Raw genomic sequence first — 23814 nt, 5'->3', positions numbered from 1 at the left:
CGGAATGCACCAGAGGTTCTGGCGCGAGTCAGGGGAAACGCGGCAGGGGAGGAATGGCGACCAGGCCGAGGCCGTCCATGCTTCATTGGCGCCCATGGTTGATTGCCGTGGCAGCGCGCAACGTGGGGTCCAGACAACGCTTCACGCGGCAGCCGCGCCGTTTGCGCAATCTCAGTTTGCCGGGCTGGCGCGGCCCCGGTAGAGTCTTTCCCCAATGGGTTCACACCCAGAGGTCTGGGCAAAACCGGAGTGATCCGGCGACGCAAAGCTACAGGGACTTCTCTAAATGAAGTCAGCCAGTTGCCCGCCAACCCGCAAACGGGGCGGGCCTGATGACACACGCAACGAACTGCGCGGTCGGGGGCACATAATGAAAACGATTCAAACGGGGGGGCGTTCGCCCGCATCCGCCACGCTGGCCGTGGCATCGCAACTGGGCAACGCAAAGCGCAGGTTCGCGCGCGCTGCATGTGCGGCATTCGCACTGGTGTCGGGCGCGCTGATGGGCGCACCGCATGCCAGCGCTGAAGGGCTGCTGGTGCCGTCCTACATCTATCCGTCAGGCACCGGCGCAACGCAATGGAATACGTTGGCGACAACCGCGACGTCGGTACCGACCACGGTCATCCTGAACCCGAACAGCGGCCCAGGCACGACGCAGGACCCCAACTACGTTGCCGCCGTCGCCAAGGTGCATGCCGCTGGCGGCAAGGTGATCGGGTATGTGTCCAGCTCGTACACAAATCGGTCGTTGTCGGCGGTGGTGCAAGACATCAATACCTACCAAGCGCTGTATCAGGTCGACGGCTTCTTCATCGACGAGATGACCGCCGACAGCACAACCGCGCACATCCAGTTCTACCAATCGGTCTACAACTACATCAAGGGGCTGTCGCCCAACTACACGGTCACGGGCAACCCGGGCACCAATGTGCCGGAGATCTATGCCAGCCTGCCGGTGGCGGACCAGCTCGTCGTATTTGAAGACAACGCCAAGCACTACGCCAACTATGCCCCGCTGGCGTGGCAGGCCAACTACCCGACTTCGCGGTTTGCGCACATCGTCTACGCCGCGTCGGCCACGCAGATGCAAACCTTCGTTCGCAACGCATCGAGCAAGCGCGCTGCCGCCGTGTTCATCACCAACAAGACGCTGCCGAATCCGTACGGCACGCTGCCGACTTACTGGAGCCAGGAGGTGTCTGCCGTAGCCGTTGCCCCGTGACGGCATTGGCGTGACGCACGGCGCATGTGCGGGCTGATGCTCCGCACATGCTTTATATTCGGGCCACACTGAATCCCCTTCGCCGCATGCCGGCGATGAGGCAACAACAAGGAGAACTCCGTGGCCCTGTCTTCCAACAAGCTGCCCCCGTGGACAATCGCTGCTCCGCTGCTGGCGTGGGCGGTGTTGGTTGGTGGCGCGTTCATGACGCCCCCAGGCTGGCTGATCGCGCTGATGGCACTTGCGCTGGCCGGCGCCGTCTTTGCCGCCGTCCACCATGCAGAAGTCGTCGCACACAAGGTTGGCGAGCCTTTCGGCACGCTCGTCCTGGCGATTGCCGTGACGGTGATCGAAGTCGCGCTGATCGTCTCGGTGATGCTCTCTTCCGGTCCAGAGAAAGCGGGATTGGCCCGCGACACCGTGTTTGCGGCGGTCATGCTTATCTGCAACGGAATCGTGGGCGCTTGCCTCTTCGTGGGGGGCCTGCGTCACCGCGAGCAGGCGTTTCAGGCGCCAGGCGCCACCGCCGCGCTGGCCGTGCTGGCAGCGCTGGTCACACTGACCATGGTGCTGCCCAACTACACCAGCTCCACGCCGGGGCCTGTCATGACGTCATCGCAACTGGCCTTTGCCGGCGTGACATCGCTGGTGCTGTACGGCTGCTTCGTCATCGTGCAAACCATCCGCCACCGCGATTACTTCCTCGTCGACAGTGCCAACGAAGACGTGCATGCGCCGCCGCCGCCCGCGCGCGTGGCGGCGCTCAGCGGGGTCTTGCTGATGGTGTCGCTGGTGGCCGTCGTCGGGCTGGCCAAGGTGCTCTCTCCTTCGGTGGAAGCCGCCATCCTGAATGCCGGCGCGCCGCCCGCGACGGTCGGCATCGTCATCGCCGCGCTGGTGCTGTTGCCGGAATGCCTGGCCGCCCTGCGCGCCGCCAATGCAGACCGCATCCAGACGAGCCTGAACCTCGCGCTGGGCTCGGCACTGGCGAGCATCGGCCTGACCATCCCGACCGTGGCTGCCGTGTTCATCTGGATCGGCCGCCCGCTCGAACTGGGCCTGGGCCCGAAGGAAATGGTCCTGCTGTTCCTGACGCTGATCGTGTCGACGCTCACGCTCGGCAAGGGCCGCACGACCATCCTGCAAGGGGTCGTGCACCTGGCGATCTTTGCGGCGTACCTGTTTCTTTCGATCGTGCCCTGAGCGGCACGCACGGCAGCGGGTTGATATCGGGGGCGCCGCAGGGCGCCCTTCGTTTTTCTGGCGCCATGCCCGGCGTTATTACACCGGCTCCATGCTTTGCAGCAACGTGGGAATCAGCTCCGACACCGTCGGGTGAATGTGCATGGCGCGGCTGATGGTCGAGTAAGGCGCCTTGGCATACATCACGTCGAGGATCGAATGCACGGCCTCGTCGCCGCCCACACCGAGGATCGACGCGCCCAGGATTTCGTGCGTCTGCGCATCGACCACCACGCGCATGAACCCCTGGCTCTCGCCCTTCTCCACCGCGCGGCCGACGCGCGTCATCGGCCGGTTGCCGACCAGCAACTTGCGGCCGGATTGCTTCGCCTCCGTGAGCGACATGCCGACGCGCGCAAGCGGCGGGTCGATGTACATGGCGTACGCCTGGATGCGGTCCGACACCGTGCGCGGGTCGTCGTCGAGCAGATTGGCCGCCACGATTTCGTAGTCGTTGTAAGCCGTGTGCGTGAAGGCGCCCTGGCCGTTGCAATCGCCCATGGCCCAGATGCCGGGCACGTTGGTTCGCAACTGCTCGTCAACGCGGATATTGCCGCGCTTGTCGGTTTGCACGCCGGCCTTGTCGAGGCCGAGATCGTCGGTATTGGGCACGCGCCCCACGGCCATCAGCAGATGCGAGCCCGACACCTCACGCGCACCGCTGCCGCACTCCAGGCCGACCACGACATTGCGGCCCTCGCGTCGCACGCGCAGGCAATCGGCGTTGACCTGCACGTCGACGCCCTCGGCCTCGAGAATCTCGCGCACCGCCTGCGATACGTCTTCGTCTTCGCGGGCGATCAGGCGCGGGCCCTTCTCGACAATCGTCACGCGCGATCCAAAGCGGCGAAACATCTGGCCGAACTCCAGCCCGACGTAACTTCCCCCAATCACGACAAGGTGCTCGGGCAGAAAATCCACGTCCATCATGGTGGAGTTGGTGAGAAACGGCACTTGATCGAGCCCGGGCATGGGCGGCACCAACGCCCGGCCGCCGACGTTGATGAAGATGCGCTCGGCTTCGAGCAGCTCGTCGCCAACGCGCACCGTGCGCGCGCTTTCGAAGCGGGCATGGCCCTGGAAGACGGTGCAATGCTCCAGGCCGCGCACCCATTGCTCCACGCCATGGCTGGAGCGGCCGGAAATTTCATCCTTGCGGGCCTTGACGCGTTGCATGTCGACGGTGACACCGCCGTTGATCACCACGCCGTATTCAGCCGCACGCTGCGCCATGCGCGCCGCATAGGCGCTGGCCACCATGGCTTTCGTGGGAATGCAGCCGGTGTTGACGCACGTGCCGCCAAAGCGGCCGCGCTCGACGATGGCGACCTTCATGCCGGCGCCAGACAGGCGCGCAGCCAGCGGCGGGCCCGCCTGGCCGGTGCCGATGATGATGGCGTCGAAGCGTTGCGTCATGGCGCTCTCCTCCGTGTGGTTGCCGATCGCGGCCGTCTCGGTATGGTAGGCGGCGCGCGTGGCAACGGCGAGTCGCGGCGACAGGTTTTGCCGGCGCCTGGCAACGCACGCGGACAGCGCGGTCGCCGGAAGGAAAGCAAGAAAGCGGCCGGTGCGCTCAGTGGCGAGCGCCCCGGCGCATCAGATCAATGGTGGTGATGGTGCTTGCCGTGGCGACGGTAGCCGCGGCCGCGGTCGTCGCGGTCGGAATACGAATTGCGCTGCACGTTGCCGCCCAGTGCCGCACCGGCGCCGCCACCCAGGCCCGCTCCAACGATGCCGCCCGTGCGGCCCCCCATAGCATTGCCTGCAGCCGCACCCACGCCGCCGCCCACTGCGCCACCCACGATGGCGCCCTTGCGCTCGCGGCCGTTGGCCGTCAAAGCGCCGCCCGCGCCGCCGCCGATCGCCCCGCCGATGACCGAGCCGGTCTGCCCGCCGAGCGCGCCGCCAACGGCCGCGCCGCCAGCGCCACCCAGCGCGCCGCCCAGGGCATTGCGCAGGTCATCCGCCGCTGCGGGCAAGGCCGTCAGGCCGGCGAGCGTTGCCACAATCAGGGCAGGTGCAATCTTCTTCAACATGGTGTTCTCCTTATGCGCAAATGCAGGATGCGGCACTCAAACCAGTACTGAGGGGGCCGATCCGGGCTCGATGTGTTCGGGGCGCAGAATACAAGTCACGCAACGGGGCGGGTTAAACACATTCGTCAATCTCGTAACAGAATGTTGCCAGTTCGAGGGCGCCCGTAAGCCGTTGATAAGACAGAGGAACAAGAACACAGGAGAACCCATGCCCAGCTATATCGCCTTCCTGCGCGCCGTGAACGTAGGCGGCACCGGCAAACTACCCATGGCCGAACTGCGCGCGATGTGCGAATCGATCGGCCTGAGCGGCGTACGCACCTACATTGCGAGCGGCAACGTGGTCTTTCAGAGCCGGCTGGCAGAGGCGACCATCAAGGCGAAGCTGGAACGCTGCCTGGAGGATTACGCCGGCAAACCCGTGGGCGTGCTCGTGCGCACAGGTGCCGAGCTGGCGGCGGTGCTGGAAGGCAATCCGTTCAAGACGGCGGCGCCCAACCGAACGGTCGCGATCTTCCTGGACATGCCGCCACCCGCCGATGCGCTCGCCGCTGCCACGGGCCACAGGGCGGAAGAGATGGCCCTGGGCACCCGCGAAATCTACGTGCACTACGGCGACGGCATGGCCGATTCCAAACTGAAGATCCCCGCCGCCAAGACGGGGACGGCGCGCAACATGAACACCATCGCCACGCTGGTCGACTGGGCGACCGAATAGCGGCGCTAAGCGCCCGTCATTGCGCTGCCGCTTTGCGCTTGGTCATGTGGTGAAAGTACGCCAGCAGATCGTTGAGCTGCGCATCGGACAGCGTCTTCTCGTCGATGGCGGACATGCGTGCGTTAGGCCACCAGCGCAGCGATTGCGGATCGCGGATCAGGTGGCGCAGCTTCTCGTCGCCGAGGTATTCCACGGGGCTGTACGGCACGTTAAGGTCGGGGCCAAGGTTGGCGTCGCCGGCACGATTGAGCGTGTGGCACGAGAAGCAGACGCGCTGGAACGTGGCGAAACCGCGCATGACGGCCCCATCTGCGGGCAGCCCCGCGGCGGGCCGGATGGCCGCGAAGCGCTCGCCCGGCAGCGCCGCCACATCGATGCGCACGATGCTGTAAGTCCACAGGCTTTCGTTCACGACCGACGCCTTGGCCGCGGGCGCCGTCCAGATCAGCCGGAACGGGCCGATGTCCTGTCCCTTGAGCGTCGGCCACGGTGCGGCAGGGTCTTCGACGGCCAGCCAGGCGCGGGGCCCGTCGGCGCGATCGCCCAGCAGCAGGCGCATCGGCAGGTGCGAAACGTAGCCGTCGCTGGCAGCGGTAGTGGCGCTGGCATCCGGGCTGACCGTCTGCCCGCGGAACAGCGCCGTCACCGGGATCGCCTTGAAGGTCAGACGGGCCTTCAGGTTCTGGTCTTCCACGGTCACGCTGGTCAGGTGCGGATCGTGCAGCAATGCATCGCGCGACAGCGTGCGGTGCTCCGTGCCGATGTTGACGGTCAGCGTCGCCCCATCAGCAGGGGCATCGGCTGCATGGGCGGTGCTGCTGAACGCCACGCATGCGCAGAGCGTCCATCCTGCGATCGTCGCAAGCCAGTTCTTCATGAGGTCTCCTGTGGGCAAATCGGGCTGTTTCGTTGCGACGAGAGTGTAGGCAAGCGCACGAGGTTTGGCACGGTTTTCGTTATCGATCCATCTCCGCTTCCACGCGCCGCCTCACGGTCTGCAATGCGGCATCAAGCCGGTCGAGCGCGACGGAGCCCAGCGCCAGACGCAGCGCATGCGGTACCTGCTTCGATGTCGCAAACGGCTCTGCGGTCGACACGGAGATGCCGTCCTGCTGTAGCGCCACGGCGACGCGGTCGGCGCGCACCTCAGGCGGCAGTGCAAGCCAGACAAAGTACGACACCGGATGTGTGACCAGCGTCAGCCCGGCCAGCGCCTTGCGGGCAATCGCCTGACGCGCTGCGGCATCGCACCGTTTCTCGGCCTCCAGGCGCTCGACCGTGCCGTCGTCCAGCCATGCGCATGCGAGGCTGGTGACAATGGCCGGGGTGTTCCACGTCGTGGCGCGGATGGCACGTTCCAGTTGCGGCACCCACACCGCCGGCGCGGCAACGAAGCCGAAACGCAGGCCGGTGGCAACGCTCTTCGATAGACCCGAGATGTAGATGGTTGATTCCGGCGCCAGCGCAGCCAGCGGCACCGGCGGGTTGTCTTCCAGAAAGGCATAGGCCGCGTCCTCCACGGCGAGCAGGCCGTGGCGGCGCACGATGGCTGCCAGTTGGCGCCGCCAGCCGATGCCGCTCACCCAGCCGAGCGGGTTGTGCAGCGTCGGCATGACGTAGACGGCGCGTACACGGCGGCGTGCGCACAGCCGCTCCAATGCATCCGGGTCCAACCCTTGCCCGGCGGCCGGCAGCGGCGCCAGTTCCAGATGCAGCATCTCGGCGATGACCTTGAACCCGGGATACGTCAGCGCGTCCACCGCCACCACATCGCCAGGCTTGAGCAGCGCCATCGCAGTCACGGCCAGACCGTGCTGCGCACCGTCGACCACGAGTACGTTGTCCGGCGCGACAGGCAAACCGCGCCGTGCTAGGTGGCGCGCAACGCAGGCGCGTTCATGCGTGCGGCCGCCATGCGGTGCATAGCGCAACAACGCATCCAGATCGCCCCCGGCGGCCAGTTTGCGCAACGCGCGGCTCAACAGCCGGGCCTGTCCGGGCAGCGACGGATAGTTGAAGTTCAGATCCACCACGCCGGCGGCCACGGCCTGCTGGTCGATACCGAGGCCGCGCGGCAGCGTGTTCTCGCGCACGAAGGTGCCGCGCCCCACTTCGCCGCTCACCAGGCCCATCGCTTCAAGCTCGACATACACGCGCGTGGCCGTGACCAGCGCAACGCCGTGCCGCTGCGCCAGTTGCCGGTGCGTGGGCAGGCGTGTGCCAGGGGGCAAACGGCCGCTGCGGATCTGCGTAGCCAGCTCGTCGACGAGCGGCTGATAGCGAGCCTGGGTCATCTCTGGTGTACTAAGGACAATTTTTTGATTGTATTGCCCCATGCCCCTAGCATGCGATCTATCCCAACGCGGCAGCACACCGATCATGCACATCGCCATCCTGACCTTCGACGGGTTCAACGAGCTGGATTCGCTCATCGCTTTTGGCGTGCTTCATCGCATCAAGAAACCGGACTGGCGGGTGAGCCTGTGTTGCCCGCACACCGAAGTCACATCAATGAACGGCGTGACAATGCACGCACAATCGATGCTGGAAGAGGCCCGCTCCGCAGATGCCGTGCTCGTCGGCAGCGGCATCCGCACGCGCGATGTGGTGGCTGATCCAGCGTTGATGGCGCGGCTGGCGCTCGATCCGTCACGCCAGTTGATCGGCGCACAGTGCTCGGGCACGTTGGTGCTGGCCGAGCTGGGGCTGCTCGGCGGCGTGCCGGCCTGCACTGACTTGACCACCAAGCCCTGGGTGCAGGAAGCCGGCGTGCAAGTGCTGAACCAGCCGTTCTACGCCAACGGCAATGTGGCGACGGCCGGCGGCTGCTTTGCTTCGCCGTACCTGGCGGCGTGGGTGATTGCACGCACGGAAGGCGTGGAGGCCGCAGCAGAGGCGTTGCACTACGTGGCGCCCGTCGGCGAGAAAGCGGCCTACGTGGAAAACGCCCTGCGCAACCTGCGGCCTCACCTGCCTGGCTGATCGCGGGTGCGTTGGACAGCCGATAGACTGGACGGCCCTTCACGCATCGCAGACACGCGATCAGGAGTCACTTCTTGAACACGCTGACGACACTGAAGACGCTGGCCATTCCCGTTACCGTTGCGCTGCTGGCCCACAGCGCTGGCGCGTTTGCAGCCGAAAGCCTGGCCAACGGCATCAAGCGCCGTGCGCCACAGGGCATTTCCACCAGGCTCTATGCCTGCGTCGACAAGGCTCCGGACAATCCGGACGCAATCGGCGCATGCCTCGCTGCAGAAAGGGCCGCGCAGGATGAGCGCCTAGACCGTACGTACAAGACGCTGCTCGGCACATTGAACGGCAAGGCGAAAGACACTCTGGTGAGTTCCGAACAGGCGTGGCAGGACTTCCACACCAAAACTGCGGCCCTTGAGACCGCCATCTACGACAAGGACAAGCGCGACGATCTGCAGCGTCTCGAGAACGAAGTCTTCCGCCTGAGCGAGCGCGCCAACGCACTCGACAAGTATCTGGCCACGAAGGGGCAATAAACCGTTCAGGCCGCGGCGGTGGTCGACAGCCATTTACGCAGGATGGCCACGCTGTAGCGTGAATCCACCTGTGCGATGAACTGCGCGAAGTCGACGCTGGCGGCGTCATCGGCGCGGTCTGAAATCGTCCGGATCGCGGCAAACGGCACGCCCCACTCGTGGCACACCTGCGCCACGGCGGCGCCTTCCATCTCGACGGCCAGGGCATCCGGCAATGCCGTACGCAGCACCGCGCTTTCTGCCGAGGTGCAGACAAAGCGGTCTCCGCTGACGATGAGGCCGCGATGCACCTGCGGCGCCGCAATCCCGAACGCGCGCATGACATCGGGGCCGAGCAACGCATGCGGATCCGCCAGCACCGCGCCGGCGCTTTCCAGCAATCCGTTGGCGAGCGACGTGTCAGCGGGGAAACGCGCCATGCCGGTCAGCGGAATCTCCCAGCGCGGGAACAGCGGCGACGCATCAACATCGTGCTGCAGCAGTTCTTCTGACACCACGACGTCGCCCACGGCCACGCCCGGCGCCAATGCGCCGGCCACGCCGGCAAAAACCACCGCGCGTACGTTGAACTGCGTGATCAGCACCGCCGTGGTTGACGCCGCCGCGACCTTGCCGACGCGCGACAGCACCACAACCACCGCGTGGCCGTCGAGCCAGCCCGTCCAGAAATCGCGGCTGCCGATGTGGACGCACTGTGCATCTGTCAGCCACGTCAGCAGCTCGTTGATCTCTTCATGCAGGGCAGCAACGATGCCGATCGGGCCACGGGCGTTGGGCTGGGAAGACGGAATGTTCATGCAGGAGGCGGCGCCCCGCTTGGGGCGTGGATACGTCGAAAGACGCCATTGTCGCCGTAATCCGGCCGCCCGCCGGCGCCGACGCTCAGAGGCGCTGCGCCGCCCGCTGCACGGCGTCGTGGCGATCGGCCCGCAAACGATCGAGCCGCGAGGTCACCGCTTCGAGAATCTCCGGTGCTGCGCGCTCGGGGCGGCCGCAATCGAACGGCGGCGCCGGGGCGTATTCGATACCGAGCTGCACGGCCTGCGCATGCTCGGCGCCGGCAATGTCGGCCATGACGGTCAGCGCCATGTCGATGCCGGCCGTCACGCCGCCGCCGGTGATGAGATTGCCGTCGCGCACCACACGGACTTCATCTACGGTGGCGCCAAACGCCGGCAGCAGGTTGCGCCAGGCCCAGTGGCAGGCCGCGCGCTTGCCCTGCAGCAACCCTGCCGCACCCAGCACCAGCGAGCCAGTGCAGACGGAGGTGACATAGCGCGCGCCGTCGGCCAGTCGCCGCACCTGGCGCACGAACTCGGCATCTTCCATGGCTTCGATCACGCCAAAACCGCCGGGCACGCAGATCAAGTCGGCATGCGGAATATCCGCCAGCCGCTGCACGTTCGAGATCGTGAGACCGCCATCGGCATGGATCTCGCCACCGGCAGCGGAAGCCACCACGCATTGCGCGCCCGGCAGCCGCCAGAACACTTCATGCGGGCCGGTGAAATCCAGCTGCGTGACGCGGTTGTACAGCGCAAAGACAACGATGAACGGGGAATTCGTCATGGTTCGGCTCTCCTGAGCGTGATGCGGTGGTGGTTGACGCTTCACAGGATCGCGCTCTATCGTGTTGGCAGCAATGACCAGTCTCCCACTTTTTCTGCCATGGCCCACCGCATCGCTGTGCTGATCTTTCCGGACTTCCAACTGCTCGACGCCGCCGGGCCGGTGGCGGCATTTGAAGTCGCCAGCCGGTATCGTGACGACCACTACGCGCTGCACACGATTGCCGCGCAGGCCGGCCTTGTTCGTAGTTCGTCCGGTGCCCGCTGGGATGCCGACGCCCTGCCCCCGGCCAGCCAGGTCGACACGCTGCTCATTGCCGGCGGCGACGGCGTGGATGCAGCCATGGCCGATGCGCGCACGCGCCGCTTTGTGCAGCGCTGCGCAGCCCGCGGCGCGCGCGTCGCCAGCGTGTGTTCGGGCAGCCTGTTGCTGGCCGCCACGGGCTTGCTGAACGGCCGTCGCGCCACGACCCACTGGAGCCGCAGCGAGCAGTTCGCGCGCACGTTTCCGCAGGTGCAGCTCGAGCCCGACCACATCTACGTGAACGACGGCCCGATCTGGACCAGCGCCGGCATCAGCGCGGGCATCGACCTGGCGCTTGCCCTCATCGCCGAAGACCTTGGCGAGCGCCTGGCACGCGCGGTGGCGCGGCAGTTGGTCGTGTACTACCGCCGGCCCGGCGGGCAGTCGCAGTTTTCAGCGCTGAATGAGATGGATTCGGCTCGCGGCCGCTTCAAGCCGCTGCTCGACCACGTGCGGCGCAACCTGGGCGCACCGCATCGCGTGGGCGATCTGGCCGAGCACGCCTGCATGAGCCCGCGCCATTTCGCACGCGCGTTTCAGGTTGAAACCGGTCTCACGCCTGCAAAGGCCGTGGAAAAATTGCGCGTGGAGGCTGCACGCGCCGCGCTGGAAAGCGGTGCCGTCTCCATGCAGCGCGTGGCCACCGAATGCGGTTTTGGCGATACCGAGCGCATGCGGCGCAGTTTCCAGCGCCTGTTGGGTGTGCCTCCGTCTTCATTGCGCGCACGCTAACTTCACTTAAACCCGCACCGCTGCGCCATTCGCCTTCCTCAGGCCCAAACTTTGCGTCCAAGCTGCAGCGCCGCCCAACCTCGACAAGAAAGGGCGAGCAAAACGGACACCGGGAACGCAACGAGCGAAGGAGGAGACGCGTATGAACACTCGGGAAATGCTGGCCATCGTGGGCGTTACGCTGGCCGTGATCACAGCCTATTCGCTTGCCCGCGATCTGACCGACGAGCCGCTGGGCCTGCGGGCGCCGCAGACCGGTCTCGTGTACGTGCAAGCGCAGGTGAATGCGCCGCATCAGTGACGCGCATGGCGCGCAAAGGCCGCCGCACCTCCCTGACCGAATGACCGCCGCGGCTGGTGAAAGACATCGCCCGCGCGGGGCACAGCAATGACCGTGCACATCGGCATTTCAGGGTGGCGCTACGCAGGGTGGCGCGGCGTGTTCTACCCGGAAGACCTGGCACAGCGCCACGAGCTGGAATATGCATCGCGCCAGTTCGACACCATCGAGATCAACGGCTCGCACTACTCGCTGCAATCGATCACAAGCTGGCAGGCCTGGCACGACACCGCGCCCGACAGCTTTGTTTTTGCCGTCAAGGGGCCGCGCTACCTGACCCACATGCTGCGCTTCCGTGACGAGACGGCGGTGCCGGCGCTGGCCAATTTCTTCGCGTCTGGAGTGCTGGCGCTGCGGCGCAAGCTCGGACCGTTCCTGTGGCAGTTTCCGCCCAGCTACCGGTTCGATCCGGACCGGTTCGAGCGCTTCCTGTCACTGTTGCCGCGCGACACGGCAGCCGCCCGCGCGCTGGCCCGACAGCACGATGGGCGCGTCAAGGCACCCTGGTTTGCCACGCGCGGGCAGCAGCGCCTGCGCCATGCGGTGGAAGTGCGCCACGACAGCTTCTGCACACCGGAGTTTGCCGCGCTCCTGCGCAGGCATCACGCTGCGCTGGTGGTCTCACATGCCATTGCGGACTGGCCGTACCTTGAAGACGTGACGAGCGATTTCGTCTACCTGCGCCTGCACGGCGCCGATGCGCTCTACAGCGGCGCCTATGCCGATGCGGCGCTGGACCGTTGGGCCGACCGCATCCGCCAATGGGCTGCGGGGAGCGAGCCGGTCGACGCACATCGCGTTGGCGCGCCCGCCAAACTGCGGCGCAGCGGCCGCGACGTCTATTGCTACTTCGATAACGATAAAAAAGTCGAAGCGCCGTCCGATGCGCGACGCTTGCTCGAACGGCTGCGTGCCGAATGAGATGGCGGCTCGCCTCTGAGCGCTAGCGCTCAGCCCGTCTTCACCCGCTGGCGCCTCGCCTGCTTGACGGCTGCGGGGTGGACGACCGCCGTATCGTCCGGTGCCAGCGCGCGCCCGTCCTGCGCACGGAGTTCAAGACGGGGCACCGGCTTCCCCGTTGCCTTGTCGACCAGGACAACGTGCGCCTCATCCGGCGCAAAGCAGAACGCTTCACCCCACTGCCGCAGCGCCACGAGCAATGGAAACAGCGCGCGTCCTTTCTCGGTGAGCACGTAGTCCTGATACGCGCTGCCGTCGGACGCAGGCACAGTTTCGAGAATGTCGTGCGCCACGAGGTTGCGCAGACGCACCGCCAGGATGTTCTTCGACAGCCCCAGGCTGCGCTGAAACTCGCCAAAACGGCGCAGGCCATCGAACGCATCCCGAACGATCAGCAGCGACCACCAGTCGCCAATGGCATCCAGCGGCCTGGCGACGCCGCAAAGAGACTCCGCGTGGCTCGTACGTTTGACCATCTGTATCGCGCTTGCTGTGCGCGTCCTCATATTCAATGTGGTTGCAATATAAAACCTCGACTGCTATAACGCAACGGTTTCATATTGCACCCACTTAAGGCAAGGAGGAAGCACGACATGCGCGTTGATACGTTCGATGGGATGTACCCCTATACCCCCCGCTTTACCGATGCACCGGGCTTCTCGATGCATTTCGTGGACGAGGGCCCCGCCGATGGCGAAGTCGTGCTGTGTCTGCATGGCGAGCCCACATGGGGTTTCCTCTTCCGGCACCTGATCGCGGCACTGCGCGGCGCCCACCGCGTGGTGGCGCTCGACCACATGGGCTTTGGCAGGAGCGAAACACCGCCATCTCGCAGCTACTGGTTGCAAGACCACATCGACAACCTTGAGCGCTTCGTGCTCGCGCTGGACTTGCGCGGCATCACGCTCGTCATGCACGACTTTGGCGGGCCAGTCGGGATGGGGCTCGCGTCACGGCATCCGGATCGCATTCGGCGCATCGTCAGCGTCAACGGGCCAACGCCGTTCGGGCAGGCGACGTTGGGTGAACGCCTGGCCGCCAACGCGGCAGTGTCGCCATGGTTTCAGTGGATCATGCGGGCCGAATCGGAGGAGCGTCTTGAAGCCGTACTGGGTGAACTCGGCTTCAACATCCTCAGCACCTTGAAGCTCAACGGCTTTGAAGACCACGGGCTCATCAACGATGCGTGGTTGCAGGCGTACGGCGCGCGCTTTGCAACGCCGGCGGACTGCGCTGGCGCCATCGGTTGGGCCAAAGGCTTTGCGACCGGCGCCCATCGCTTTGAAGTGCCGGACGCTGCAGCGCGCCGTGCCATCGCCACGAAACCCGCCATGGCGATTTGGGGCATGGCAGATCGCACGTTGCATGCAGAGCATTTCCTGCCGCTGTTCAGTGAACTGTTTCCGGACGCGCCGGTGCATCGGTTGCCCGGCGTTGGGCATTACAGCTTTGAAGATGCGCCCGGTGCGATTGCCGATCACATCGCGACGTTTCTCGCGCAAACGTGAGGGCGTAGCATCCGCCGACTACCACGCCGCATACATGCACAGAACACAGCGAACGCGAAGCCGGCGCCCAAGCGCAGGCTACGCTTGCTCGCGCTGCCCTGGCGCGGCCGCCTGGCCGAGCCTGACTTCCGCCACCAGACCACCGCCTTCGCGATTGCGCAACGTGAGCCCGCCGCCTGCAGCCACAGCCAACTGCTGCGCGATCGCCAGGCCCAGCCCCGTGCCGCCCGTCTCGCGGCTGCGCGAATTCTCCAGCCGCACAAACGGCTGCAGCACCGCATCGAGCTTGTCTTCCGGAATACCGGGCCCGCGGTCGCGCACTTCGATCATCACGGCATCGCCGTCGCGGCGCACACTCACTTCGGCCGCGCCACCAAACTTGATCGCGTTGTCGGTCAGGTTGATCAACACGCGGCGCAATGCGTGCGGGCGCGTGACGATCGCACCGGTAGCGTGCTGCTCCAGCGTGACGGGCTTGCCGGTGTCCTGGTAGTCGTACACCAGGCTTTCGACAAACGATCCGACGTCGATGCGCGAGGGCTTTTCACCATCGCCATGCGCGCTGCGCGCATAGGCCAGGCCCTCGCGCACGAGCGTTTCAATCTCGGCCAGATCGTTCAAAAGCTTGCGCTTTTCTTCGGAGTCTTCGGCCAGTTCGGCGCGCAGCTTCATGCGCGTGATGGGCGTCTGCAAGTCATGCGAAATGGCGGCCAGAATCTGCACGCGCTCTTCGACAAAGCGGGCAATGCGCTGGCGCATGGCGTTGAACGCGTGCGCGGCGCGGGCCAGTTCGGTCGGGCCGTTCTCGTCCAGCGGGGGCGTCTGGGCGTTGGGGTTGAGTGCGTCGGCGGCGTCGGCCAATGCCACCAGCGGGCGGATCGACAGGCGCACCGCAAACCAGCAGCACACGATCAACAACAGCAATTGCACCACCAGCACATACGGCAGCCACTGCGCAATGGGCGTCATGCGTGGATGCACGTCAATGGTGAGCGTGCTGCCGTCGCTGAGCGTGAGGTGTGCCTGCAGTTGCTTGCCGTCGCCCGGTATCGACTCCACCGTCACGGGAAAGCGGCCGCCGCTGGCCTCGCTGATGCGCGCGGCGATGTCCTTGCCACGCTGCGTCATCTCTGGAACACCGGGCAGGCCGGGGCCGAGGATGTACTGATAGTTGCCGCGGTTCAGGCGCGGCAGCCACTGCGGGCGCTCTTCCGCGGGCAGGCGATCGAGGATGGCGATTGCTGTGGACACATCGGTTTCCAATGTGCCGAGCATCACCTCGCGCGCGCTCATGTAGCGCTCGGAAAACAGCACGGCAAACGACAGCACATACGCCACCACCAAACCCGCCAGCAGGATCACAAAGAGGCGCGAGCCCAGCGTGCGCGGCCATGCCCAGGCACGCGCGCTCATGGTTGCGGTCATTGGCGGGCCTCCTTGATCTCCACCGGCTTGGCAAAGACATAGCCCTCGCTGCGCACGGTCTTGATGTACGCCGGATCGCGCGCGTCGTCGTTCAGGCGCTGGCGCAGGCGGCTGACCAGCAGGTCGACGGATCGCTCGAACATCTCGGCCTCGCGGCCCTGCGTGAGGTTGAGCAGTTGATCGCGGTTGAACACGCGCATCGGGTGGTCGACAAACACGCGCAGCAGCCGGTATTCCGCGCCGCTCAGCGCAACGATGGTGCCGTCGGCGTCGATCAGGTGGCGCGCGGTCGTATCGAGGTGCCAATCGCCAAAGGCCAACATCTGCCCAGCTTCGGAGATCTGCAGGTTGGGCGGCAGCATGCGCGTGCGGCGCAGCACGGCCTTGATGCGGGCGAGCAACTCGCGCGCGGCAAACGGCTTGGCCAGGTAATCGTCGGCGCCCATTTCCAGGCCGATGATGCGATCGGTCTCGTCGTCGCGCGCGGTCAGCATCAGCACGGGCGTGGCCTTGTGCTTGCCGGCGCGCAGTTCGCGGCACAGCACCAGGCCGTCGTCGCCGGGCAGCATCAGGTCGAGCACGATCAGGTCGACGGTGTTGGCTTCCAGGAACGCACGCATGTGGCGCCCGTCGGGGGAGGCGGTCACCCGCAGGCCGTTCTTGGTGAGATAGGTCGAAACGAGTTCGCGAATCTCGCGGTCATCATCGACGATCAGGATGTGGTCGACGTGGGCGTCCATGGGGGTGACCTCGGCACGATGGAAGGTGGAAGGAAGGCGCCATTTTGCGCCTCTCCGAGTGACGTCGCGAGCCCGTGTTGTATCGCAATGCATCTGGCGGATGCGTTTGTACAGTCCGATACAAAGTCGCCCCTGCGGCGATACAAGCCAGCTACGCGCGCGGTGTCTGATGGAGGCCATCCCGATCCCTTGCCAAGGAATGTCGACCATGAGCCTGCTGATACTCGCCTACCTGGGCGGCGCGCTGACCATCCTGAGCCCGTGCATCCTGCCCGTTCTGCCGTTTGTGCTGAGCCGTACCAACCAGCCGTTTGTGCGCGGCAAACTGCCGATGCTCGCCGGCATGGCCCTCACCTTTGCCGGCTTTGCGACGCTGCTCTCGGCCGGCGGCGCGTGGGCGGTGCGGGCCAATGAAGTCGGCCGCTTTGCGGCGCTCGCGCTGCTGGCCGTGTTCGGGCTGTCGCTGCTGTGGCCCAGGCTGGCCGATCTGATCGCCCGGCCGGCGGTGGCGCTGGGCAACCGGCTGGCGGGGCAAGCATCCACGGGCGGGGCATCAGCAGAACCTTCGGTGGCGGGCTCGCTGCTGCTGGGCGTCGCCACGGGGATGCTGTGGGCGCCGTGCGCGGGCCCGATCCTCGGTTTGGTGTTGACCGGCGTGGCGCTCAATGGCGCGAGCGTGTCCAGCGCGCTGGCGCTGGCGGCCTATGCCGCGGGTGCGGCCACGTCGTTGGCAGCAGCATTGGGGCTGGGCGGCCGCGTGTTCACGGCCATGAAGCGCTCCATGGGCCTGGGCGAGTGGGCGCGTCGCATCATGGGCACAGGCGTGCTGGGCGGCGTGGCCCTCATCGGGCTGGGCGCCGCTACGGGCCTGCTGGCGCGCCTGTCTTCCGGCGGCACCACGCAGCTTGAACAGGCACTGGTCAACGGGTTGGGCGTGACTCGGCCGACACCGCAGGCCAGCCTCAACGTGGTGTCCGAAGCCAACGCCGCGCCAGTGGCGAAACCCAGCGGCTTGCCCATGGAAGGCCGCCTGGCCTCGTTCGACGGCGCGGTGCAGTGGCTCAACTCCGCGCCGCTCACGGCCGACCAACTGCGCGGCAAGGTCACGCTGGTCTATTTCTGGACGTACTCGTGCATCAACTGCATCCGCACGCTGCCATACCTGCGCGCGTGGGCCGACAAGTACAAGGACCAGGGCCTGACCGTGGTCGGCGTGCACGCGCCGGAGTTCGCGTTCGAGAAGTCGCCCGAGAACGTCGCCCGCGCCGTCAGCGGCTTCCGCGTCAATTTTCCGGTCGCCATCGACAGCAACTACCGCATCTGGAATGCCTTCCACAACAGCTACTGGCCCGCCGCGTACTTTGTCGATGCCCAGGGCAACATCCGGCACCACCAGTTTGGCGAGGGTGATTACGCCGCCTCTGAGCGCGTCATCCAGGCGCTGCTGGCCGAGGCAGGCAACCAGCAGGTGGCGGGCGGCGTTGTCGTGCCCGATGCGCCCGGCGCGCAAGCCGCACCAGACCTGGACAACATCCGCTCACCGGAAACGTATGTCGGCTACGCGCAAGCCGCGCGTTTTGCATCGCCCGGCGGCGCGCAGGTCGGCACGTCGCACGCATACCGCGTCGGCAAGCTCGGCCTGAACGATTGGGGCTTGTCGGGGCAATGGACCATCGACGCCGAGCAGGCCACGCTGGACCGCGCTGGCGGCAGCATCGTCTACCGATTCCACGCGCGGGACCTGCACCTCGTGCTCGGGCCCGCCGCCGATGGCCGTGCGGTGCGCTTCACCGTCACGATCGACGGCAAGCCCCCCGGCGCCAGTCACGGTGCCGACACCGATGCAAACGGCAATGGCGCCGTCACGCAAACGCGCCTCTACCAGGTCGTCCGGCAAGCCGGCACGGTGGGCGAGCACACGTTCGAGATCCGCTTTCTCGATGCCGGGGCGCATGCCTACGCCTTCACCTTCGGCTGACCGCGCGCCGCCGTTTTGTACGCGTTTGTATCCAGCCGCGACGCAGATACGTACCCAGACAAAACGGCCCTTCCGCGCTACGTCAGGGATACGTCGGCCTTCTTTAATACGTCTCGTGGCCCCGGCAACCAGCGAACACCAAGCCGCTGACGCAGGGACGCAAATGCAACCCTCGTCTTCCCCCTTCACGAAAAAGGAGATCACCATGACCCGCATCGAAAACGTTCTGTACACCGCCAAGGTCAACGTCACTGGCGGCCGCGACGGCCAGGCGCACAGCGATGACGACCGCCTGAACCTGAAGCTCTCGCCCCCGGGCAGCAACGGCCGCGGCACGAACCCCGAGCAACTGTTTGCCGCAGGCTGGTCGGCATGCTTTATCGGCGCGATGGGCCGTGCGGCCAGCCAGATGAAGATCAAGCTGCCGGCCGATCTGGCCTTGAACACCGAAGTCGACCTGGGCACCACCGACGACGCCTTCTTCCTGCAGGCACGGCTGAACGTAAGCCTGCCGGGCCTGGACCGCGAAGTCGCCCAAGCCGTGGTGGAAGCGGCCCACCAACTCTGCCCGTATTCGAAGGCCACGCGCGGCAACATCCACGTCGAGCTGAACCTGGTCTGACGCACCGCATGGCCCGCCGCACGCCGCATGCCACCAATGGCCGCGGGCCTTCGCTCTCAACCATTCACGGATTCCACATCATGCGCACAACGTTCCGCGCCGCCCTCGCGGCACTCGCCATCGGCGCCGTCTACTTTGTCGGGACTGGCGCGCCCGCCTTCAGCCAGACCGCGGCCACCGGCGCCGCCGCCCCCGAATTCACGGGCATCAACCAGTGGCTGAATTCACAACCGCTGTCCATGAAAGACCTGCGCGGCAAGGTCGTGCTGGTGGATTTCTGGACGTACTCCTGCATCAACTGCCTCAACACGCTGCCGCACGTGAAGCAGTGGTATGACAAATACAAGGATCAGGGCCTGGTCGTGGTGGGCGTGCACACACCGGAATACGCGTTCGAAAAATCGACCGCCAACGTGCAGGAAGCGCTCAAGCGCCTGGACGTGCGCTACCCCGTCGCGCAAGACAACAGCTACGCCACGTGGTCGGCCTTCCACAACCAGTTCTGGCCCGCGCTGTACCTGATCGATGCCGACGGTCGCATCGTCTACCAGCACTTTGGCGAAGGCCGCTACGCTGAAACGGAAGCCGCCATCCAGAAGCTGCTGGCAAATCAAAAGCCGCAGAAGCCGGCGTGACGGCGCGGCGGGAGACAACCCGCCCGCACGGCGCTTACGAGCGCCAACGGGCGGGGCGTTTTTCCAGGAAGGCGTCGATGCCCTCGCCGGCGTCTTCTTCCATCATGTTGCGGGCCATGACATCGCCTGCGTAAGCGTAGGCATCGGCAAGCGGTATCTGGCGTTGCCGGTAGAACATCGCCTTGCCGTAGCGGATGGCGGTGGGGCTCTTCGAAACGATGTCCGCCACCTTGCGAGCCACGGCAGCATCCAGCTCCTCAGCCGGCACGGCCTCGTTGATGAGGCCCCAGTCGGCGGCCGTGGCGGCATCGATAAAGCGGCCCGTCACGAGCATGTCGAATGCGCGCTTCGCAAGCACGTTGCGCGACAACGCCACCGCAGGCGTCGAGCAGAACAGGCCGACGTTGATGCCCGACACCGCAAACCGCGCCGCATCGGAGGCAATGGCCAAGTCACAACTGCCAACCAACTGGCAGCCCGCCGCAGTCGCCACGCCATGCACGCGGGCGATGACCGGCACCGGCAGCGCCTGAATCGCCTGCATCACCACGCTGCATCGCGCAAACAACGCCTGGTAGTACGCGAGCTCGGCCGTGCCGCGCATTTCCCGCAAGTCGTGTCCGGCGCAGAAGGCCTTGCCTTCGCCGCCGAGCACCACGCAGCGCACCGTCGCGTCTTGCGCAATGTCGTCCAACACGCGCTGCAGCGCATCCAGCATGGCTTCGGATAACGCATTGAACTGCAGGGGTCGATTCAGCCGCAGGGTGACGACACCGTCGCGGTCATCGCGCAGGACGGGTGCGTCGGCGTCGGCGTTGGTGGTGGGGTGAGGTTGCATGCGCGCTCCTTTGCAGGCAGGTGCCCTGGGGTGGGCACCAGTCTATCCCTGCAGCGCCCGCGTCGCACTCAGGCGTTGCCAGTAGGGGCCGGCTGGCCCTCGGCGACGCCAGACCTGAAAGGCCTACCCCTTCGCCGCTTTGACATTGGGCGGGCGGCTGACTATCACGCGTCTATAAGAGGTCGGGCGCCGCCGCCCCCCCAAAAATGCGCGGGGGCGCACCATTGAAGACGGCCGCCTGGCAACAATCACATCGCACTCGCACCGCAAGTCACACCACAAGCGAACGAGTGACACAGTCAGCGAAAAAGGGGGCCAACGTGATGTCGGAAACGCTGGACATGCAGCGGGGCTTGTTGCTGAGCCTCTCTCCAGGACGCCGGACGTACTGGATGGCGCAGGCGGTGGCGTTGCTGTCGCTGGTGGTTTTGGTGTCGGCCGTGCCGTTCGCCAAGGTGCAACTGGCGCATCTTCCCTCGTTCGTGCCGCTTTACGAATCGGCCCTCATCCTCAATGACCTGATTACCGCCGCGCTGCTCTTTGGGCAGTTCGCCATCACGCGGTCGCGCGCCATGCTGGCCCTCGCCAGTGGCTACCTGTTCACAGCGGCCACTGCGGTGGGGCACTTGCTATCGTTTCCGGGGCTGTTCGCGTCCGGCGGCCTGCTCGGCGCGGGGCCGCAGAGCACCGCGTGGATCTACATGTTCTGGCACGCGGGCTTTCCACTGTTTGTCATCGCTTACGCCGTGCTGAAGGCGCGCGAAGAGCAGGAGCCCGACCGCTTCCCGGCTCATACGCTCACGCGACAGACGGCGCTGGGCACGATGGCGGCCGTGCTGGGCGCAGCGGCCGCCTGCGTGGCGCTGGCCACCGCCGGCGAACACCTGCTGCCCACCATCATGGCCGCCAACCGCTACACGCCGACCATGTGGATCGTGGCCGGCGGCACATGGTGCTTTTGCGTGGTCGCGCTGGTCGTGCTCTGGCGCAGCCGCCCGCACCTGACGCTCGATATCTGGCTGATGGTGGTGCTGTGCGTGTGGATCTGCGATGTCGCGCTCAGCGCCGTATTCAACGGCGGGCGCTATGACCTCGGCTTCTATGCCGGCCGCGTGTTCGGGCTATTGGGCGCGAGCTTTGTGCTGTTGCTGTTGCTGATCGAGAACACGGTGCTGCACTCCCGATTGGCAGCGGCACGGGCAGAACTCAGGCGGCTGGCGGCGAGCAATATGGGGGATCGGCAAGGCTGACAGCCGCGCCGGACCGAGTTGGCGTGGAGCGAAGTGCGAGTGACCAGCGGAGGTGCTTACTTCTGCAACGTCCTCTTTGCTTCCTGGCCGCCCCACCGCATCGCATAACGCGTCACCATCCCACGCAACACCCCCACCATGTACTCCTGGTGCCTCGCCTCCTGCGTAGGATCGCTCCAATGCGGCACCGGGTACCGCTCACCCTGCAAGTTGACGCCCTGCGCATCGGCCATCCGCTGCCGCCACTCCTGCAGCACCTGGTCGAGTTGCGCGTCGTCGTTCTGATACCAGGCCTGCACCACCCGATCGCCCAGCAGGCGTTGCCGCAGGCGGTCGCGCTGTTCGCGCCAGACGGCGATACGTTCGATATCTACAGTGGCGGCCTGCATGTCGCTGCTCAGGTGCTGGGCTGTCAGCAGCTCGTCATGCGCGTGCATGTACGCCTGATAGCGTTCGGCCAACCGGACGGCCTCTGCCGACGCAGTGGGTGGAAGTTTGCTGCTGAGATAGGCCTTCAACTGTTCAGCGCGATCATCGTCGTGCTTGAGAAGGAACGTGTTGAACACGTTCAGCAAAGCGGTGTCCACGACCAGTGTCTGCTGCGCTGTGATGGTGAGCGCAGGAGCATCGCCCCCTCTGGCTGACGTTGTGATCGGCATGCGGTTAGGCGCGGGCGATATGAGATCGGCGCCAGATGCGTGCGGCTCAACCGCTGCGGCATTTTCCGATTCAGGCAGCCGCGTCGTCATTACGCCAATCGACAAGCCGACGACGGCCGCACCGACCGCAACGGCGCTCAGATGCCAGGCGCGCCGGTCGCGCAGGGGTTCAGTCTGGATTCGCATTGAAGGCGCCCGCGCCATGCAGGACCGTAAGACGCCACTGCATGGCAAGGTACGTGCGGCCGATCAGAACGAACAGCTCGGCACGCTGCCCGACATCGTGAAGCTCGACGTAGTCACGCCGGTGCCCGACGGCACATCGTTCGACTTGTACAGGCCGACATTGGCGTACTGGTCACCGCTTTGCGCCGTGGCATCCAGGCTGACGTTGGCCAGGTACGCGTTGACCGGGAAGCTCGCGTTGCGGCCGTCGATCTTCGTGTACGCACCCGACACCGATTGCGTGGAGTACGCACCGTTGACCACGATGTTCGACAGCGACGGGCTGCCGCCGGTCGTGCACGCGTTGTAGTTCGTGTCCATCACGATCAGATGCTTCACGCCGGTCATGCAGGTGTTGACATAGCTCACCTGCTTGACCGTGAGGGAGCACGGCCCCGTCTTCACGTTGATGCCGTTGTTGTTGGTGGACTGCGTGCCGCTCAGGTCATTGCCGTACACGTAGTTGTTCGTGAACAGGATGTTCGACACGGTGTTCTGGTCGATGCTGCCCACCGACAGGCCATGCGTGCCGTGCAGCCGCGTGTTCGACACCGTCACGTTGGAAATGTCGCCCGAGTTGGTCTTGACGGCAATGCCATCGTCTCCGGCCTCGATATCGGATCGCGTGACGGTGGCGTTGGTCAGGCTGTCGATGTCGATGCCGTCTGCGTTCTTGCGCGTGGCCGGCGTGCGGATGGACACACCCCACGCGGTAAAGCCGTTGCCGGCTTCCACATACAGGTTCGGGTGCGCGGCCTGTGCCAGCGTGACGTTGTAGACGGTGAAGTTCGTGATGTTGCTCGCCTGCACCAGGCGCGGCGTGCCGGTGATGATGTCGCCACGGCCATCCACCGTGCCAGGACCCATGAGCGATGCGTTGGTGCCCGTAAACGACAGCAGGTTGGCGTTGCCGCTGTAGCTGTCGTTGCCGAACAGCGTCACGCCGGAATTGATGACGAGCCCCGCTCCGCTGATAGACAGGCTGCCCGTGTAAAACGCGTCATTCGAGCCGGAAGCGGCCAGCACCACGCTCTTGCCGGTGCCTTTGCAGTTGGTCAGTGCCTGCTGAATGACGCTGGTGTCGTCAGCCGAAGACGATGGCGGCGACGTGCGCAGCGCGCTTGAATACCGCGCGTTGATCGTCGTGCAGATACCCGGATACGTCGGCTGCGTGACAGTGCGGCTGTCTCCCGTGGCCAACGTCTGCGCACCGGCGGAGCCCACAGCGCCGGCAGCCAACAAGGATGCGGCCAGGATCAACCCGACCTTGGTTTGCATGTTCATCGATGTCTCACTC

Annotated in this window: 25 protein-coding genes and 1 riboswitch; of the genes, 13 read left to right on the top strand and 12 right to left on the bottom strand. The window is 65.8% G+C overall.

Annotated elements, in window-relative coordinates:
• Positions 1–227 precede the first annotated feature (227 nt).
• Positions 228–308, top strand: a riboswitch (cyclic di-GMP riboswitch).
• A 62-nt stretch (positions 309–370) separates the two neighbouring features.
• Positions 371–1225 (top strand): spherulation-specific family 4 protein, encoded by an 855-nt coding sequence (locus ACU8YE_RS12020; protein ID WP_232040116.1) that lies wholly within the window; start codon positions 371–373, stop codon positions 1223–1225.
• 120 nt (positions 1226–1345) lie between these two features.
• Entirely contained in the window at positions 1346–2428 is a 1083-nt protein-coding gene (locus tag ACU8YE_RS12015; RefSeq protein ID WP_232040118.1) for a calcium:proton antiporter, read from the top strand.
• A 78-nt stretch (positions 2429–2506) separates the two neighbouring features.
• Here the strand turns inward: ACU8YE_RS12015 and ACU8YE_RS12010 are convergent, their stop codons facing one another.
• Positions 2507–3883, bottom strand: a complete 1377-nt coding sequence (locus ACU8YE_RS12010; protein ID WP_446928800.1) for an FAD-containing oxidoreductase — start codon at positions 3881–3883, stop codon at positions 2507–2509.
• Between the two features lie 185 nt (positions 3884–4068).
• Complete coding sequence (locus tag ACU8YE_RS12005; protein WP_232040120.1) at positions 4069–4503, bottom strand: hypothetical protein; 435 nt, start codon at positions 4501–4503, stop codon at positions 4069–4071.
• A gap of 208 nt (positions 4504–4711) precedes the next feature.
• Here ACU8YE_RS12005 and ACU8YE_RS12000 point away from each other — a divergent pair, with 208 nt between their 5' ends.
• Positions 4712–5221: a DUF1697 domain-containing protein gene (locus ACU8YE_RS12000; RefSeq protein ID WP_260801267.1), complete on the top strand. Its 510-nt coding sequence runs from the start codon at positions 4712–4714 to the stop codon at positions 5219–5221.
• A 16-nt stretch (positions 5222–5237) separates the two neighbouring features.
• On the opposite strand, the gene ACU8YE_RS11995 is transcribed toward ACU8YE_RS12000, so the two are convergent.
• Positions 5238–6098 carry a c-type cytochrome gene (locus tag ACU8YE_RS11995; RefSeq protein ID WP_414561577.1) on the bottom strand — a complete coding sequence of 287 codons (861 nt, stop codon included), beginning with the start codon at positions 6096–6098 and terminating at the stop codon, positions 5238–5240.
• Positions 6099–6177: 79 nt separating this feature from the next.
• On the bottom strand, positions 6178–7515 hold the full coding sequence (locus ACU8YE_RS11990; RefSeq protein ID WP_446928799.1) for an aminotransferase-like domain-containing protein: 1338 nt from the start codon (positions 7513–7515) through the stop codon (positions 6178–6180).
• Positions 7516–7600: 85 nt separating this feature from the next.
• On the opposite strand from ACU8YE_RS11990, the gene ACU8YE_RS11985 reads away from it, so the two are divergent.
• Complete coding sequence (locus ACU8YE_RS11985) at positions 7601–8203, top strand: DJ-1/PfpI family protein (protein ID WP_446928798.1); 603 nt, start codon at positions 7601–7603, stop codon at positions 8201–8203.
• A gap of 74 nt (positions 8204–8277) precedes the next feature.
• Positions 8278–8733, top strand: a complete 456-nt coding sequence (locus tag ACU8YE_RS11980; RefSeq protein WP_446928797.1) for a lysozyme inhibitor LprI family protein — start codon at positions 8278–8280, stop codon at positions 8731–8733.
• A 5-nt stretch (positions 8734–8738) separates the two neighbouring features.
• On the opposite strand, the gene ACU8YE_RS11975 is transcribed toward ACU8YE_RS11980, so the two are convergent.
• Positions 8739–9530 carry a 5'-methylthioadenosine/adenosylhomocysteine nucleosidase gene (locus ACU8YE_RS11975; RefSeq protein ID WP_446928796.1) on the bottom strand — a complete coding sequence of 264 codons (792 nt, stop codon included), beginning with the start codon at positions 9528–9530 and terminating at the stop codon, positions 8739–8741.
• 85 nt (positions 9531–9615) lie between these two features.
• Positions 9616–10302, bottom strand: coding sequence for a DJ-1/PfpI family protein (locus tag ACU8YE_RS11970; RefSeq protein WP_446928795.1), 687 nt, complete (start codon positions 10300–10302; stop codon positions 9616–9618).
• Between the two features lie 99 nt (positions 10303–10401).
• Here ACU8YE_RS11970 and ACU8YE_RS11965 point away from each other — a divergent pair, with 99 nt between their 5' ends.
• From ACU8YE_RS11965 to ACU8YE_RS11955, 3 genes are all read left to right on the top strand, one after another.
• Entirely contained in the window at positions 10402–11337 is a 936-nt protein-coding gene (locus ACU8YE_RS11965) for a GlxA family transcriptional regulator (RefSeq protein ID WP_446928794.1), read from the top strand.
• Positions 11338–11479: 142 nt separating this feature from the next.
• Positions 11480–11638 (top strand): hypothetical protein, encoded by a 159-nt coding sequence (locus ACU8YE_RS11960; protein WP_260801259.1) that lies wholly within the window; start codon positions 11480–11482, stop codon positions 11636–11638.
• A gap of 87 nt (positions 11639–11725) precedes the next feature.
• Positions 11726–12598 (top strand): DUF72 domain-containing protein, encoded by an 873-nt coding sequence (locus ACU8YE_RS11955; protein WP_446928793.1) that lies wholly within the window; start codon positions 11726–11728, stop codon positions 12596–12598.
• A gap of 29 nt (positions 12599–12627) precedes the next feature.
• On the opposite strand, the gene ACU8YE_RS11950 is transcribed toward ACU8YE_RS11955, so the two are convergent.
• On the bottom strand, positions 12628–13113 hold the full coding sequence (locus ACU8YE_RS11950) for a winged helix-turn-helix transcriptional regulator (RefSeq protein ID WP_446928792.1): 486 nt from the start codon (positions 13111–13113) through the stop codon (positions 12628–12630).
• A 117-nt stretch (positions 13114–13230) separates the two neighbouring features.
• Between ACU8YE_RS11950 and ACU8YE_RS11945 the strand changes: the two genes are divergently transcribed.
• The gene (locus ACU8YE_RS11945; protein WP_446928791.1) at positions 13231–14145 is read left to right on the top strand and encodes an alpha/beta fold hydrolase; all 915 of its coding nucleotides are present in this window, start codon (positions 13231–13233) and stop codon (positions 14143–14145) included.
• A 78-nt stretch (positions 14146–14223) separates the two neighbouring features.
• On the opposite strand, the gene ACU8YE_RS11940 is transcribed toward ACU8YE_RS11945, so the two are convergent.
• Positions 14224–15558: a sensor histidine kinase gene (locus tag ACU8YE_RS11940; protein WP_446928901.1), complete on the bottom strand. Its 1335-nt coding sequence runs from the start codon at positions 15556–15558 to the stop codon at positions 14224–14226.
• Positions 15559–15566: 8 nt separating this feature from the next.
• Complete coding sequence (locus ACU8YE_RS11935; protein ID WP_343618749.1) at positions 15567–16310, bottom strand: response regulator; 744 nt, start codon at positions 16308–16310, stop codon at positions 15567–15569.
• Between the two features lie 208 nt (positions 16311–16518).
• Here ACU8YE_RS11935 and ACU8YE_RS11930 point away from each other — a divergent pair, with 208 nt between their 5' ends.
• The 3 genes from ACU8YE_RS11930 (at position 16519) to ACU8YE_RS11920 (ending at position 19545) form a co-directional block, all read left to right on the top strand.
• Positions 16519–18288: a cytochrome c biogenesis protein DipZ gene (locus tag ACU8YE_RS11930; protein ID WP_446928790.1), complete on the top strand. Its 1770-nt coding sequence runs from the start codon at positions 16519–16521 to the stop codon at positions 18286–18288.
• Positions 18289–18493: 205 nt separating this feature from the next.
• Positions 18494–18910 (top strand): organic hydroperoxide resistance protein, encoded by a 417-nt coding sequence (locus ACU8YE_RS11925; RefSeq protein ID WP_260801246.1) that lies wholly within the window; start codon positions 18494–18496, stop codon positions 18908–18910.
• 80 nt (positions 18911–18990) lie between these two features.
• Positions 18991–19545 (top strand): thioredoxin family protein, encoded by a 555-nt coding sequence (locus ACU8YE_RS11920; protein ID WP_414561548.1) that lies wholly within the window; start codon positions 18991–18993, stop codon positions 19543–19545.
• A gap of 34 nt (positions 19546–19579) precedes the next feature.
• On the opposite strand, the gene ACU8YE_RS11915 is transcribed toward ACU8YE_RS11920, so the two are convergent.
• A complete protein-coding gene (locus ACU8YE_RS11915) occupies positions 19580–20383 on the bottom strand; it encodes an enoyl-CoA hydratase (protein ID WP_446928789.1) in 804 nt (267 codons plus the stop codon).
• A gap of 323 nt (positions 20384–20706) precedes the next feature.
• Between ACU8YE_RS11915 and ACU8YE_RS11910 the strand changes: the two genes are divergently transcribed.
• On the top strand, positions 20707–21633 hold the full coding sequence (locus ACU8YE_RS11910) for an MASE4 domain-containing protein (protein ID WP_322017912.1): 927 nt from the start codon (positions 20707–20709) through the stop codon (positions 21631–21633).
• A 56-nt stretch (positions 21634–21689) separates the two neighbouring features.
• Here the strand turns inward: ACU8YE_RS11910 and ACU8YE_RS11905 are convergent, their stop codons facing one another.
• Together ACU8YE_RS11905 and ACU8YE_RS11900 are read right to left on the bottom strand one after the other, a co-directional pair.
• Positions 21690–22478, bottom strand: a complete 789-nt coding sequence (locus tag ACU8YE_RS11905) for a hypothetical protein (protein WP_446928788.1) — start codon at positions 22476–22478, stop codon at positions 21690–21692.
• A gap of 63 nt (positions 22479–22541) precedes the next feature.
• The gene (locus ACU8YE_RS11900) at positions 22542–23801 is read right to left on the bottom strand and encodes a glycosyl hydrolase family 28 protein (RefSeq protein WP_446928787.1); all 1260 of its coding nucleotides are present in this window, start codon (positions 23799–23801) and stop codon (positions 22542–22544) included.
• Positions 23802–23814 lie beyond the last annotated feature (13 nt).

It is taken from the genome of Ralstonia sp. VS2407, from assembly GCF_052950655.1.
The sequence above is the reverse complement of the archived record's forward strand: the minus strand, read 5'-3'. Positions and strand labels throughout refer to the sequence as shown.